This is a genomic window from Ensifer adhaerens, assembly GCF_020035535.1.
Taxonomy (GTDB): domain Bacteria; phylum Pseudomonadota; class Alphaproteobacteria; order Rhizobiales; family Rhizobiaceae; genus Ensifer.
The window spans coordinates 326,626-341,700 of the sequence record NZ_CP083349.1; the positions used below are offsets into that span (position 1 = coordinate 326,626).

Annotated in this window: 13 protein-coding genes; 8 read left to right on the top strand and 5 right to left on the bottom strand. The window is 61.8% G+C overall.

The window, feature by feature from the left end:
- Positions 1-183: 183 nt before the first annotated feature.
- From LAC81_RS01540 to LAC81_RS38270, 8 genes are all read left to right on the top strand, one after another.
- A complete protein-coding gene (locus LAC81_RS01540; RefSeq protein WP_223726436.1) occupies positions 184-1,542 on the top strand; it encodes an ABC transporter substrate-binding protein in 1,359 nt (452 codons plus the stop codon).
- A gap of 191 nt (positions 1,543-1,733) precedes the next feature.
- Positions 1,734-2,747: a carbohydrate ABC transporter permease gene (locus tag LAC81_RS01545; RefSeq protein ID WP_419195793.1), complete on the top strand. Its 1,014-nt coding sequence runs from the start codon at positions 1,734-1,736 to the stop codon at positions 2,745-2,747.
- Between the two features lies 1 nt (position 2,748).
- On the top strand, positions 2,749-3,894 hold the full coding sequence (locus LAC81_RS01550) for a carbohydrate ABC transporter permease (RefSeq protein WP_223726437.1): 1,146 nt from the start codon (positions 2,749-2,751) through the stop codon (positions 3,892-3,894).
- Positions 3,895-3,922: 28 nt separating this feature from the next.
- Positions 3,923-5,575: an alpha-glucosidase family protein gene (locus LAC81_RS01555; RefSeq protein ID WP_419195794.1), complete on the top strand. Its 1,653-nt coding sequence runs from the start codon at positions 3,923-3,925 to the stop codon at positions 5,573-5,575.
- Positions 5,576-5,632: 57 nt separating this feature from the next.
- The gene (locus LAC81_RS01560; protein WP_223726439.1) at positions 5,633-6,721 is read left to right on the top strand and encodes an ABC transporter ATP-binding protein; all 1,089 of its coding nucleotides are present in this window, start codon (positions 5,633-5,635) and stop codon (positions 6,719-6,721) included.
- A gap of 135 nt (positions 6,722-6,856) precedes the next feature.
- Entirely contained in the window at positions 6,857-7,267 is a 411-nt protein-coding gene (locus tag LAC81_RS01565) for a hypothetical protein (protein ID WP_113536395.1), read from the top strand.
- Between the two features lie 78 nt (positions 7,268-7,345).
- Complete coding sequence (locus LAC81_RS01570; protein WP_223726440.1) at positions 7,346-7,555, top strand: hypothetical protein; 210 nt, start codon at positions 7,346-7,348, stop codon at positions 7,553-7,555.
- 27 nt (positions 7,556-7,582) lie between these two features.
- The gene (locus tag LAC81_RS38270; RefSeq protein WP_268906753.1) at positions 7,583-7,711 is read left to right on the top strand and encodes a hypothetical protein; all 129 of its coding nucleotides are present in this window, start codon (positions 7,583-7,585) and stop codon (positions 7,709-7,711) included.
- 101 nt (positions 7,712-7,812) lie between these two features.
- On the opposite strand, the gene edd is transcribed toward LAC81_RS38270, so the two are convergent.
- The 5 genes from edd to LAC81_RS01595 form a co-directional block, all read right to left on the bottom strand.
- A complete protein-coding gene (gene edd, locus LAC81_RS01575; RefSeq protein ID WP_223726441.1) occupies positions 7,813-9,633 on the bottom strand; it encodes a phosphogluconate dehydratase in 1,821 nt (606 codons plus the stop codon).
- A gap of 234 nt (positions 9,634-9,867) precedes the next feature.
- Positions 9,868-10,566 carry a 6-phosphogluconolactonase gene (gene pgl, locus LAC81_RS01580; RefSeq protein WP_223726442.1) on the bottom strand — a complete coding sequence of 233 codons (699 nt, stop codon included), beginning with the start codon at positions 10,564-10,566 and terminating at the stop codon, positions 9,868-9,870.
- A gap of 8 nt (positions 10,567-10,574) precedes the next feature.
- Positions 10,575-12,050: a glucose-6-phosphate dehydrogenase gene (gene zwf, locus LAC81_RS01585; protein WP_113536391.1), complete on the bottom strand. Its 1,476-nt coding sequence runs from the start codon at positions 12,048-12,050 to the stop codon at positions 10,575-10,577.
- A gap of 198 nt (positions 12,051-12,248) precedes the next feature.
- The gene (locus LAC81_RS01590) at positions 12,249-13,535 is read right to left on the bottom strand and encodes an NAD(P)/FAD-dependent oxidoreductase (RefSeq protein ID WP_223726443.1); all 1,287 of its coding nucleotides are present in this window, start codon (positions 13,533-13,535) and stop codon (positions 12,249-12,251) included.
- A gap of 15 nt (positions 13,536-13,550) precedes the next feature.
- Complete coding sequence (locus tag LAC81_RS01595) at positions 13,551-14,987, bottom strand: glutamine synthetase family protein (RefSeq protein ID WP_223726444.1); 1,437 nt, start codon at positions 14,985-14,987, stop codon at positions 13,551-13,553.
- Positions 14,988-15,075 lie beyond the last annotated feature (88 nt).

Here is a 15,075-nt window from a genome sequence, read left to right on the forward strand (position 1 = left end):
CAACCATTGCGCGGTGCAAAATGTTACCGCAGAGCACAAAACTGTCGCGGTTGGGACGGTGGCGGGAAAGCTCTTGACTCCTCGCGTGTCGCAATGGTTTGTTAGCGAACTCAAAGCGCTTTGAATTTTTGCGCGTTGTCGTCTGCCCGGCGGGATCCGGGTTCATCTTGGGAGGAGAAGGACGTGAAGAGATCATTGCTGTTGGGCGTGGCGGCGTTTGCCCTCATTGCAGGTGCTGCCGGCGCCGCGGACCTCAAGTTCAAGCCGGGTGAAGATAAGAAGTTCAACTGGGCAAGCTTCGAAGAATTCAAGAAGGGGCACGACCTCAAGGGCCAGACGCTGACCATCTTCGGTCCGTGGCGCGGCGAGGATGAGGCGCTGTTCAAGAGCGTCTACGCCTACTTCACCGAAGCGACGGGCGCCGAGATCAAGTACTCGTCTTCGGAAAACTACGAACAGCAGATCGTCATCGACACCCAGGCCGGAAGCCCCTCCGAAATCTCGATCCTGCCGCAGCCGGGTCTGATCGCCGATCTCGCCTCCAAGGGTTACCTGACGCCGCTTGGCGACGAGACCCAGAAGTGGCTGCTCGACAACTACGCAGCCGGCCAGTCCTGGGTCGATCTTTCGACCTACAAGGGCAAGGACGGCAACGCCGCGCTTTACGCCTTCCCCTACAAGATCGACGTGAAGTCTCTCGTCTGGTACGTGCCGGAAAACTTCGAGGACGCCGGCTACGAAGTGCCGAAGACCATGGAAGAGCTGAAGGCGCTGACCGAGAAGATCGCCGCCGACGGCGGCAAGCCCTGGTGCATCGGGCTCGGCTCTGGCGGCGCGACCGGCTGGCCGGCAACCGACTGGGTGGAAGACCTGATGCTGCGCACGCAGCCGGCTGACGTCTACGACAAGTGGGTCAAGAACGAGATCCCGTTCACCGATCCGGCCGTTGTCGGCGCGCTCGACGAGTTCGGCTGGTTCGCCAAGAACGACAAGTTCGTCGATGGCGGTGCCGCGGCCGTTGCCTCGACCGACTTCCGCGACAGCCCGAAGGGCCTTTTTGCCTCGCCGCCGAAGTGCTACCTGCACCACCAGGCATCCTTCATCCCGTCCTTCTTCCCCGAGGGTACGGTGATCGGCGAGGACGCCGACTTCTTCTACATGCCGCCTTACGAGAGCAAGAAGGAACTCGGAAACCCGGTGCTTGGCGCCGGCACGCTGGCGATGATCACGAAGGATTCTCCGGCCGCACGCGCCTTCATCGAGTTCCTGAAGACGCCGATCGCACACGAAGTCTGGATGGCCCAGACGAGCTTCCTGACGCCCTACAAGAGCGTAAACGTCGACACCTACGGCAACCCGCCGCTGAAGAAGCAGGGTGAAATCCTGCTCAACGCCACCACCTTCCGCTTCGACGGTTCCGACCTGATGCCTGGCAAGATCGGTGCGGGTGCGTTCTGGACCGGCATGGTCGATTTCGTCGGCGGCAAGTCGTCGGCAGACGTTGCCGACGGCGTGCAGAAGGCCTGGGACGCCATCAAGTAAAACCGACAACGGGCGGCAGAAATGCCGCCCGTTGCCGATCCGGGTTTGCCGCCCGAGCGGGACGAGGAAAAGCACATGCGGTTTTCCGCGCACTCCCCCGCCCTTAACCATGAGAAGCGGTGCGCCCCAATGAGAACGGCGACAATCGCCAGCCCTGCACGCGACCGTGCACCGAGGGGGAGGGACATGTCATGTTGTTTCAGCTTGTAAAGGCTGCAGGGTTCATGTTGGGCGGGGTCATCGGCTGTGCCGCCTATTTCTGGGGAACCAGTTTCATTCTCGACCTGATATTCCCATCGAAGGGAAAATCGGGTGCCGTCGCCTCAAGAAACCTGCGCATCACCAACGCAATCCGCCCGTGGTTGTTTCTGGGGCCGGCGCTGCTCGCGCTGACAGTGTACCTAATCTATCCCGTCTTCATGTCGCTCTGGTACAGCGTGCATGATCGCGCCGGCCAGAACTTCGTCGGTGTCAGCAACTACGTCTGGATGGTCAACGACGGCGAGTTCCGCCAGTCGATCTACAACAACTTCCTCTGGCTGCTGGTCGTTCCGGCCTTGGCAACCTTCTTTGGCTTGATCATTGCCGCGCTCACCGACCGCATCTGGTGGGGCAACATCGCCAAGACCCTGATCTTCATGCCAATGGCGATCTCGTTTGTCGGCGCTGCGGTCATCTGGAAGTTCATCTACGATTTTCGCCCTGAGGGCGCGGAGCAGATCGGTCTGCTGAACGGGATCGTGACTGCCTTCGGCGGCGATCCGCAAGCTTGGATCACGCTGCCCTTCTGGAACAACTTCTTCCTCATGGCGATCCTTGTCTGGATCCAGACGGGCTTCGCCATGGTCATTCTTTCTGCGGCGCTGCGGGGCATTCCCGAAGAAACGATCGAGGCGGCCGTCATTGACGGCGCCAATGGCTGGCAGATCTTCTTCAAGATCATGGTGCCGCAGATCTGGGGCACGATCGCCGTCGTCTGGACGACGATCACCATTCTTGTGCTGAAGGTCTTCGATATCGTTCTCGCCATGACCAACGGTCAGTGGCAGAGCCAGGTGCTCGCCAACCTGATGTTCGACTGGATGTTCCGCGGCGGCGGTGACTTCGGTCGAGGGGCGGCGATCGCCGTCGTCATCATGATCCTCGTCATTCCGATCATGGTCTGGAACATCCGCAATGCGGCCAAGGAAATGAAGGGGCACTGAGATGAATCCAGCGACACGCTCCCCCCTCATGTGGGTTGTCCACCTTTCGGTCCTTTTGATCGTGGCGCTCTGGACGCTGCCGACCGCCGGCTTGTTGATCTCGTCACTGCGCGACAAGGATCAGCTCGCTGTTTCCGGCTGGTGGACGGCGCTTTCGACATCGTCGCAGAACATCGTCGTCCGGGCGCCCGGTCCTGAGAGTCAGGTCGAGCGCGACGGCAAGTTCGTGATCGCCGGCAATCTGCTCGAAGGGCAGGCGGGGCAGATTTCCGCCTTCGGCTTCAACAGCCGCGAGCCGACTGCGTTCAAGGCCGGTGAGACCGCCGAACTCAACGACGGCGAAAAACTGACGGTTCAGGCCGACGGCAATTTCGAGATCGTCTCAGACAAGAAGATGGAAGGAAGCCGCGGCCAGCGCGTGTTCATCACGGCCTCGTCGCCGCCGCGCTTCACCTTCGACAACTATGCCGAGGTGCTGGCCGCCGAAAACATTGGCCGGTCCTTCATCAACTCGCTGACCGTCGCGGTGCCCGCGACGATCATTCCGATCATGATTGCCGCCTTCGCGGCCTATGCGCTTGCCTGGATGCCGTTCCCTGGCCGGGCAATTCTGATTGCCGTCGTCGTCGGCCTTCTGGTCGTGCCGCTGCAGATGTCGCTGATCCCGCTGCTGAAGCTCTATAACGGTGTCGGTACAATCTTGGGCGTGCCGCCCAAGACCTATGTCGGCATCTGGCTGGCGCATACCGGCTTCGGCCTGCCGCTGGCGATCTATCTCTTGCGCAACTACATGGCCGGCCTGCCGCGCGAAATCATGGAATCCGCCCGCGTCGATGGCGCCAGCGATTTCGATATCTTCGTCAAGATCATCCTGCCCTTGTCCTTCCCGGCGCTTGCCTCGTTCGCGATTTTCCAGTTCCTTTGGACCTGGAACGACCTTCTGGTGGCGATCGTGTTCCTGGGGGCGGGGCCGGACGAATTGGTCCTGACGGGCCGGCTCGTCAACTTGCTCGGTTCACGCGGCGGCAATTGGGAAATCCTGACGGCCTCCGCCTTCATTACCATCATCGTTCCGCTGATCGTCTTCTTCAGCCTGCAACGCTATCTCGTGCGCGGCTTGCTGGCGGGTTCGGTCAAGGGCGGCTGACTATCAAGGACCACCAGAGAAAATGAGCATGACCGAAATGAGCAACTCCACTTTGCAACCGGACCGGGACTGGTGGCGCGGCGCGGTGATCTATCAGATCTATCCGCGCTCCTATCAGGACTCCAACGACGACGGCATCGGCGACCTGAAGGGCATCGTTGCCCGGCTGCCGCACATCGCCGCCCTCGGTGCCGATGCAATCTGGATTTCGCCGTTCTTCACCTCGCCGATGAAGGACTTCGGTTACGACGTCTCCAACTACACCGATGTCGACCATATCTTCGGCAGCCTTGCGGATTTCGATGCCGTGATAGCTGAGGCGCACCGCCTCGGCATCCGGGTGATGATCGATCTGGTGTTATCGCATACCTCGGACCAGCATCCCTGGTTCGTCGAGAGCCGGTCGAGCCGGACGAACGCCAAGGCGGATTGGTACGTCTGGGCAGACTCCAAACCCGACGGCACGCCGCCCAACAACTGGCTGTCGATCTTCGGTGGCTCGGCCTGGGCGTGGGATCCGACCCGCCTGCAGTATTACCTGCACAACTTCCTGACCTCGCAGCCGGACCTCAATCTGCACAATCCGGAGGTTCAGGAAGCGCTTCTCGGCGTCGAACGCTTCTGGCTGGAGCGCGGTGTTGACGGCTTCCGCCTCGACACCATCAACTTCTATTTCCATGACAAGCAGCTGCGTGACAATCCGGCACTGGCGCCGGAGCGCCGCAACGCCCAGACCGCGCCTGCCGTGAACCCCTACAACTATCAGGAACATCTCTACGACAAGAATCAGCCGGAGAACCTGGCATTCCTGAAGCGCTTCCGCGCCGTCATGGACGAATTCCCCGCGATCGCCGCGGTCGGCGAGGTCGGCGACAGCCAGCGCGGCCTGGAGATCGCCGGCGAATACACCTCCGGCGGCGACAAGATGCAGATGTGCTACGCGTTCGAGTTCCTGGCGCCGGATCCGCTGACGCCGGCGACCGTTGCCGAGGTTCTCGGGAATTTCCAAAAGGCTGCGCCCGAAGGCTGGGCCTGCTGGGCCTTCTCCAACCACGACGTCGTGCGCCATGTCAGCCGCTGGAGTGAAGGTGTTGCCGATCGCGACGCGCATGCGAAGCTTCTCGCGAGCCTGTTGATGTCGCTACGCGGCTCGGTCTGTATCTATCAGGGCGAGGAGCTGGCACTGACGGAGGCGGAACTTGCCTATGAGGATCTGAAGGATCCCTATGGGATCCAGTTCTGGCCCGACTTCAAGGGCCGCGACGGCTGCCGCACGCCGATGGTTTGGGATGGCGCGGCGGTCAATGGCGGCTTCGGCGCCGCCAAACCTTGGCTGCCGGTGCCCTCAGAGCATCTCCAGCGCGCCGTGTCGATCCAGCAGGGCGACGAGGCCTCGGTCCTCGAACACTATCGCCGCTTCCTGCATTTCCGGAAGGCGCATCCGGCGTTTGCCAAGGGCGAGATCGAGTTCGTAAGCACGGATACTCCGGTTCTCGCCTTCGTGCGCAGCTACGGCAACGAGAAGATCTTCTGCCTCTTCAACATGAGCGGCGAGCCAGTGGCGGCCCTGTTGCCGAATGAACCGCTTGCCGCGCTGGAGGGGCATGGCTTCGTTGCCGAGGTCGGGGCTGGAACGGTCAAGCTTTCAGCCTGGGGCGCGTTTTTCGCGCGGATGGTATGATTCTGATGAACAATATGAGAGCAAGGACAGACGGGAAGATTCGAAGGGGAGGGTGCAATGACAGGTCTGCTGCTTAAAGATATCCGCAAGTCCTACGGCGCGGTCGATGTCATTCATGGCATCAATCTCGACATCAAGCAGGGCGAGTTCATCGTCTTCGTCGGCCCGTCCGGCTGCGGAAAGTCGACGCTGCTGCGCATGATCGCGGGTCTCGAGGAGATCACCGGCGGCGACATGTTCATCGATGGCGAGCGCGTCAACACCGTGCCGCCGTCGAAGCGCGGCATTGCCATGGTGTTCCAGTCCTACGCGCTCTACCCGCACATGACGGTTTACGACAACATGGCCTTCGGCATGCGGATCGCCAAGGAGACGAAGGAGGAGATCGACCGTCGCGTGCGTAACGCCGCCGATATCCTGCAGCTCACCAAATATCTAGACCGCTTGCCCAAGGCTCTGTCCGGTGGCCAGCGCCAGCGCGTCGCCATTGGCCGCGCGATCTGCCGTGACCCCAAGGTCTTCCTGTTCGACGAGCCGCTGTCGAACCTGGATGCGGCCCTGCGCGTCGCCACCCGCATCGAGATCGCCAAGCTCAGTGAGCAGATGGCGGACACGACGATGATCTACGTCACTCACGACCAGGTGGAGGCGATGACGCTCGCCGACCGCATCGTGGTTCTGTCACAGGGGCACATCGAGCAGGTGGGCGCGCCGTTGGAACTCTATGAGCGTCCGGCCAATCTCTTCGTCGCCCGTTTCATCGGTTCACCGGCGATGAACATCATTCCCTCGACGGTGACGGCATCCGGTGCGCAGACAACGGTTAAGCTGACCGGCGGCAAGAGCGTGACCCTCGATATCCCGACCGACGCATCACAGAACGGCAAGACGGCGAGCTTCGGCGTGCGACCTGAAGATCTGCAGGTGAGCACGGGCGACGATTTCCTGTTCGAAGGTACGGTCTCGATCGTCGAGGCGCTCGGCGAAGTGACGCTGCTCTACATCGAGGGGCTCGTCGACAAGGAGCCAATCATCGCCAAGATCCCCGGCATCCTGCCGGTTCACCGCGGTGACAAAGTGCGCTTCACCGCGGACAAGGCCAAGCTGCACCTCTTCGATGCCGAAGGCCGCAGCTATCGCACCTGAGCGACGACGTCGACCTCACGTTTTTCGACCCGCCCTTAAAATCGGGCGGGTTTTTTCAATGCAACCGGCCGATCAAACCCTCTGTTAAATCTCTGCCGCTAATCTGTCTCAAAAGGGGATAAGAAAGGCATATCGATGAGAGGCGCGGCGCCTGTGATGCACCAGCACTTCCTGAACAAGGAAGAGTCCTTCATGTACGATCGGGAAGCGAGCTTTCCGATGGAGGACACCCGGAACGAAGCGCGCATCGAATACACCGAAAAGGGCATGACGCAGCTGAGTTCTCGCCGCTGCGAAATCCTCAAGCTCTCCAAGAGCGGCGCCGTTCTCGGCATCCTGACCCAGTACCAGCTGCCGCAGAATTTCTATCTGGATATCCCGAGCGCCCGCATCCAGATGGTCGGCTGCCTGCTGAAGCGGGTGCACGCCAACAATGTCGTCGAAGCCCGCTTTCTCCGTCTGCTGACCGACCGCGATCTCAATCGCATCTTCGTCTACAGCACCCATCCGAACCACCGGAACCGCACGCTCGACATCTACCGTTAACCAGTACGCTCAGGTCTTGACCGGCGTGCAAGGTTCAATGGAAGGTTGTGGTTCCCGCAACGGATTCGGACCACACCCATGCAGCGACCGTATCGGCTTTCCTGCCATTGCGGAGACATCGCCATCGAAGTCGACGAGGAGCTGAGAGGCCTCGTCGACTGCAATTGCTCGACCTGCCGGCGCTCCGGTTTCCTGCACTGGAAGGTGGATGCAGCCAAGGTGAAGCTGCTTACCGAGAAGCGCCGCCTGTCGAGTTACATCTGGCGCGGGCTTAGCGAGGGGCATTAGTTTTGCCCGACCTGCTCGACGCCGATCATGCGCAGCGGCTACCCGGACAACCGGATTTCCATCAATGCCCGCTGCATCGAAGGCGTCGATGTCTTCACGCTCGAAATAGAGCGCTATGACGGTCGCAACGACATGTTCCCTGGCCCGCTGCCGTAAGCGGTGCCGATGTCACGCGCCTTCGAACGGACCTGACGAAAACGCCGCTCCAAGGGAGCGGCGCTCTGCTTTTCCGGAGCGTGCAGGCCCGGAGGAATGCGCTAATGGAAGAGAACGCTGGCGCCGTGATCGGCCGTGCCGGCAATTGCGCGGAACGGCGCGAAAAGCTCGCGCCCCATGCCGAACTCGTTGTCCGATAGGTCGGCATGCGCCGGCACGCGCGTCTTCAGCGCGATGTCTTCGACCAGGACTTCGATCGTTCCGGCTGTCGCATCGATGCGGACGATGTCGCCTTCCTGGATGCGAGCGATCGGGCCGCCGTCCTTGGCTTCCGGCGTCACGTGGATCGCCGCAGGCACCTTGCCCGAGGCGCCCGACATGCGGCCGTCCGTCAGGATGGCGACGCGCTGACCGCGATCCTGGAGGATGCCGAGCACGGTCGTCAGCTTGTGCAACTCGGGCATGCCGTTCGCCTTCGGGCCCTGGAAGCGCACGACGGCGACGAAATCGCCTTCGAGCTTGCCGGCCTTGAACGCGGCATTGAGCTCGGCCTGATCGTGGAAGATCTTGGCCGGCGCCTCGATGACGTGACGATCCGGCTTGACGGCGGAGATCTTGATGACCGCCTTGCCGAGATTACCGGTCAGCATCTTCAGGCCACCGGTATGCTGGAACGGTTGGTCGATGGTCGCGAGCACCTTAGGATCGGCGCTTTCCTTCGGCGTCGGCACGCGTTCGACCCCGCCGTTGGCGCCGAGACGGATATCGATTTTGTAGGCGTCGAGGCCCTGGCCGAAGACGGTGCGGACATCATCGTGCAGCAGGCCGCCGCGAAGAAGCTGGCTGATCAGGAAGCCCATACCGCCGGCGGCGTGGAAGTGGTTCACATCGGCAAGCCCGTTCGGATAGACGCGCGCGAGCAGCGGCACGATATCGGAGAGCTCGGAAATATCCTGCCAGGTGAGAACGATGCCGGCAGCGCGCGCCATGGCGACGAGGTGCATGGTGTGATTGGTCGAGCCGCCTGTCGCATGCAGACCGACGACACCGTTGACGATCGAACGCTCGTCGATCATTTCGCCTGCCGGCGTGAATTCGTTGCCCATGGCGGTGATCGCGAGCGCCCGCTTGGCGGCTTCCTTCGTGAGCGCGTCGCGTAGCGGCGTGCCCGGATTGACGAAGGAGGCACCGGGCATGTGGAAGCCCATGATCTCCATCAGCATCTGGTTGGAGTTGGCGGTGCCGTAGAAGGTGCAGGTGCCGGGACCGTGGTAGGACTTGGACTCCGCCTCCAGGAGCTCGTCGCGGCCGACCTTGCCTTCGGCGAAGAGCTGGCGCACCCGCGCCTTCTCGTCGTTCGGTAGACCCGAGGTCATCGGGCCGGCGGGCACGAAGACGGCCGGCAGATGGCCGAAGGTCAGCGCCGCGATGACGAGGCCCGGCACGATCTTGTCGCAGACGCCCAGATAGACGGTGGAATCGAACATGTTGTGCGACAGGCCGACACCGGCGGCCATGGCGATCAGGTCGCGTGAAAAGAGCGAAAGCTCCATGCCGGGCTGGCCTTGCGTGACGCCGTCGCACATGGCCGGCACGCCACCCGCAACCTGCGCGACGCCGCCAGCCGCGCGTGCCGCCTCGCGGATCAGCGCCGGATAGGTCTCGAACGGCTGATGGGCCGAAAGCATGTCATTGTAGGAGGTGATGATGCCGAGATTGGGCACGCGGTCGCCTGCCAGCGCCACCTTCTCAGCGGGGGAACAGACGGCAAATCCGTGCGCGAGATTGCCGCAACCGAGCACGCTGCGGTGCGGGCCGCTTGAAGCCGCGCGGCGGACGCGGTCGAGATAGGGTTCGCGGTGGGGTTTGGAGCGCTCGACGATACGTGCGGTGATCGCGGCAATGCGGGAATCGGCGGACATGGCAAATCCTGTTCCGGAGCCTTGAAGCTCCTCATCTTCATCCAGTCATCGGTCCGGAACGCGGCGCGCTTGGGAGAACGCAAGTAGCGTCCCGGCATTTCTCAGAAACACGTGTCCGTTCCGATGGGAGCGCCACCGGCTGAACGCGTTTCCAAAAGTCCTATTGGGTCGGTACGACCCAACATTATTCGATCTAGAGGCGCCCGCCGTGCGTTCACAGGAACGCACGGCACCTCAGGGCGCCCAGTAAATCTGTACCGGCGATACGGCACGGCGCAGCATTGCGCGGATCGGCATGTCCTTCTCGTCGCCGGCTTCTTCCGCCTTGGCGAGAACGGTCTTCTTGCCCTCGCCCTCGATGTGCAGCACCAGCAGCCGCGCATCCTGAAGGCTCGCGAAAGTAAAGGTCAGGCGCGGTTCGCCGGCACCTTCCGCTTCCATGGTGATTACGCCGCGCGGCGTTGCCGGATCGATGGCGCGCGCGAGGTGTGACCCACCCGGGAAGAACGATGCGGTATGCCCGTCCGTTCCCATGCCGAGAATGGCGACATCGAACGGCGCGCCGATCTTGGCGGTTTCACGGCTTGCTGCCTCTGCCGCTGCGTCAGCGGACGGAGCCGCATGATAGAGGGGTACGAACGTCGCTGCTGCCGCTTTGTCCTGGAGCAGGTTGGCGGCAACCAGGCCATGGTTCGAGCGGTCGCTTTCCGGCGGCACGAAACGCTCGTCGACGAGCGTCACGCTCACCTTGTCCCAGGCGATGTCCTTCTTGGAAAGCGCCTGGAAGAAGGCCTTGGGGGTGGAGCCGCCGGAGACGGCGATACTTGCGGAACCGCGCGCGGTGATGCCGGCGGTCAGCGCCTGGCTTACGGCATCGGCAAGACCTTCCGCCAGTGCCGCACCATTCTGGAAGGTATGAAGCTTAGACGTCATCGGCGCACCTATATCGCATCGTTCCAAGTGCGGCCGTCGCGCTCGATCAGCGCGATCGACTGGCTCGGGCCCCAGGTGCCGGCGGTGTAGCCCTGGACCTGCTGCCCGGTTTCCTCCCAGGCCTTCAGGATCGGATCGACCCACTTCCATGCCGCCTCGACTTCGTCACGGCGCACGAACAGGGTCTGGTTGTTGCGGACGACGTCGAAGAGCAGGCGCTCATAGGCGTCGGCGTTGCGCACGGCAAAAGCCTCGGCAAAACTCATGTCGAGCGAGACGTTGCGCAAGCGCATGCCGCCCGGGCCAGGGTCCTTGATCATCAGCGACTGCTTCACGCCTTCGTTCGGCTGCAGGCGGATGACCAGCTGGTTGGCGGAGATGCGGCCGGCATTGTTGTCGAAGATCGAATGCGGGATCTGCTTGAAGGTGATGACGATTTCAGACATGCGGCCGGCAAGGCGCTTGCCGGTGCGGATGTAGAAGGGCACGCCGGCCCAGCGCCAGTTGCTGACTTCCGCCTTGATCGCCACGAAGGTCTCGGTGTTGGAGACGCCGCCTTCGAGCTCTTCCAGGTAGCCCTTGACCGGGCCGCCGGCAGAGGCGCCGGCGCGGTACTGGCCGCGCACCGTCACCTGTTCGACGTTGGACGACGTGATCGGCTTCAGTGCCCTCAGCACCTTCAGCTTTTCGTCGCGAACCGCTTCTGCGTCCATCGAGGTCGGCGCTTCCATGGCGACGAAGCAGACGAGCTGCAGGATGTGGTTCTGCACCATGTCGCGCAGCGCACCGGCCTTGTCATAGTAGCCGGCACGGTTTTCGAGGCCGACGGCTTCCGACACGGTGATCTGCACGTGGTCGATATGGGCGGAATTCCACAGCGGTTCGTAAAGCGCATTCGCAAAGCGCAGCGCCATCAGGTTCTGCACCGTCTCCTTGCCGAGATAGTGGTCGATGCGGAAGATCTGCTCTTCGCGGAACACCTTGCCGATCGTGTCGTTGAGCTCGGTCGCCGAGGCGAGGTCGCGGCCGATCGGTTTCTCGACGACGATGCGGGTGTTCTTGGTGATCAGCTTGTGATCGCGGATGCGTTCGGAAATGTCGCCGAAGATTGCCGGGCCGACGGCTAGGTAAAAGGCGCGGATGCGCTCCTTGCCCTCTTCGAGGATCTTCTTCAGCGCGTCCCAGCCCTGATCCGACTTGGCGTCGACCGATACGTAGAACAGGCGTGCGGCGAACTTCGCGACTTCCTCTTCCTTGTATTCGTCAGCCTTCAGATGCTCCTTCAGTGCATCGACGGCAAACTTGCGATAGTCCTCATGGCTGAGTGCCGCGCGCGACGCGCCGATGATGCGGGTCGGCTCTGTGATCTGGCCTTCCAACTGGCGGTGATAAAGCGCCGGCAACAGCTTGCGCTCCGCAAGATCGCCGGTGCCCCCGAACACCACATAGTCAAATGGTTCGACGGGAATGATCTGGCTGCTCATGGGATATCTCGATCTGTTCAGGTCACGGGCACATATAATCTAATCGATTTAAAAGCGCTAGAGCGGGAAGAGGAAAAGTGCATTCGGTTTTCCGCTCGCATCCCGCTTCAACTTCTAAGTATCGATCACGTTTATGTTTTTGGGCCGATCCGATCCAAAATCATCGTGATTTGAAGTGCGGCGCGACGCACGCGCTTCTCAGAACCTGTCGCGTAATGCGTACCAGCTTAGCGCGAGGAAGAGAAGGGCGGAGCGGAACCGAGTACCACCGGGAAAAGCAGGGATTTTCAGCGCCTTCAGCAGATCGAGCTCGGTGTCCTTGCCGAGCGCGAGATCGGCATAGAGCTTGCCGCAGTAGTTGGAAAGCATCACGCCGTGACCGGAATAGCCGCCGATCGAGGTGACGCCGGGCATGACCTCGCGACAGAAGGGCGTGCGCGGCATGGTGATGCCGACGGAGCCACCCCAGGCATGGGTGATCTCGATATTGGCGAGTTCCGGATAGATCTCGCTGATCTGCCGGCGGATGTGGGTGGAAATGTCGCGCGGATTGTCGGCGGTATAGGCCTCGCGGCCACCGAAAAGCAGCCGTCCGTCGCGAGACTTGCGGAAATAGCGCACGACGAAGCGCGAATCGTCGACGGACTCGCCGCCGGGAATGACGGTCGGGTGATCCGAAAGCACAGTCGTCGCGCCGATGAAGGAGCGGATCGGCATGACGTGGCTGGCGCTCACCGGTTCCAGATTGCCGATATAGGCGTTGCAGGCGACGAGCACGCGGTCGGCGGTGATCGTGCCGCGGTCGGTGGTGATGACGATTGCGCCGCTTTGGCGGTCGATCTTCAGGGCCATCGTCTGTTCGAAGAGATTGGCGCCTGCAAGTGCCGCCTGCTTCGCAAGGCCCACCAGCAGCTTCATCGGATGGATATGGCCGGTGCCGGCATCGCGGATGCCGAAGTGGTAATGATCAGACCCCAGCCGGCTTGCGGTTTCCTCGCGCTCCATGAAGGAAAGATGCGGATAGCCGAAGCGTGTCGCCATCGCTTCCGCATGGTCGCGATAGTCCTTCTCCAGGCTCTTCTTGTGGCTGACCGAAAGTTGACCCGGCACGAACTCGATGTCGACGTCGTGCGCTTTTGCAAAGTCGAGCACGTAGCGCTTGGCATTTTCGGCCATATCGAACAGGGCTTGCGCACGCTCATGGCCGAGGCTTTCCTCGGTCTCGTCCGCCCAGGCGCGTTGCCCGGTGCCGAACTGGCCGCCATTGCGGCCAGAGGCACCGTCGCCGAAGCGGCAGGCGTCGATTACTGTGACGTCGACGCCTTCTTTCGCAAGGTTCCAGGCAGCCTGTAGCCCCGTATAGCCGCCGCCGATGATCGCGACGTCGGCTTTCCGCGATCCCGGCATGGCAGGATATTCGGGCCGGTCCGGAACTGTTGCCTCATACCAGGAATAACCGGGCGAGATCGGGCTTTGCCAAGGCATGGAGAACCTCTGAGGTCAGACGTTGAGAAGCAGGAATTCGCGTTCCCAGGGACTGATGACCTGCATGAAGGTCTCGAACTCGCCACGTTTAACGCCGGCATAGATGGCGATGAACTCTGGGCTGAGCACTTCGGCGAGCGACGGCGCTGATTCCAGGAGTGACACGGCCTCGAGCAGCCCGCGGGGCAGGAGGATCTCGCCCTCGTTCGCCGTGTCCTCGGTCGGTGCCGTCGGCTCCCGCTGCTCGATGATGCCGAGATAGCCGCAGGCAAGGGAGGCCGCGAGCGCCAGATAGGGGTTGGCGTCCGAGCTCGGCAACCGGTTCTCGATACGCCTTGCGATCGGCTCCGATACCGGAATGCGGAACGCCGTCGTGCGGTTGTCGTAGCCCCAGGCGGTATTCACCGGTGCCGACATGTCGGGTGTGAGCCGGCGATAGGAGTTTACATAGGGGGCCATCATCACAAGCGTGCGCGGCACATAATGCTGCATGCCGCCGATGAAGTGGAAGAACTCCTTCGATGCCGAGCCGTCAGGGTTCGAGAACAGGTTGCGGCCCGTGTTGATCTCGACCACCGACTGGTGGATGTGCATCGCCGAACCCGGCTGGCCCTGCATAGGCTTTGCCATGAAGGTGGCATAGATGCCGTGTTTCAGCGCCGCCTCGCGGATCGTCCGCTTGAACAGGAAGACCTGGTCGGCAAGCTCGATCGGGTCGCCGTGGCGCAGGTTGATCTCGAGCTGCGCCGGTCCTTCTTCATGGATCAGCGTGTCGATCTCCAGCCCCTGCTTCTCGGAGAAGTGGTAGATGTCGTCGATCAATTCGTCGAACTCGTTGATGCCGGCGATCGAATAGCCCTGACCGCCAAGGATGGAGCGGCCGGAACGGCCCTTCGGCGGATGCAGCGGGTAGTCCGGGTCGTCGTTCTGGGCGACGAGATAAAACTCGATTTCCGGTGCCACCACCGGCTTCCAGCCCTTCTGGCGATAAAGCTCGACCACGCGCTTCAAAACGTTGCGCGGGGTGTAGCTGATCTGTTCGCCCTGCGAACCGACGATGTCGCAGATCACCTGCGCCGTCGGGTCGGTTTCCCAGGGCACGACCGAAAGGGTCGAGAGGTCGGGTACGAGCTTGATGTCGCTGTCGCGGGAATCGTAGCGGAACTGCCCGGTTTCATCGGGGTATTCGCCCGAAATCGTGTGGCGATAGACGGCCGAGGGCAGTGCAAGCGAAGTGTTGGACGTGAATTTAGAGGTCGGCATCATCTTGCCGCGCGGAACGCCGGCAAGGTCTGGCGTGATGCATTCGATGTCTTCGATGCCGCGGATCTTGAGCCAGTCCGTGGCTTCCTTCCAGGTGTTCACGCCACGGAGGGAATGCAGGGCGGGGGGGATTTTCGAGGATTTGCTGGTTTTCGTTGTTTGTTGGGCAGCACTTCTCTTGGAGGGCATAAATCACCGGTTTTGGCTTCTGATGACGCATCATAACCGTAGATTGGCAATTGGCTAGATGGGCTTCGTCATTGACTTTCGTCTCCGC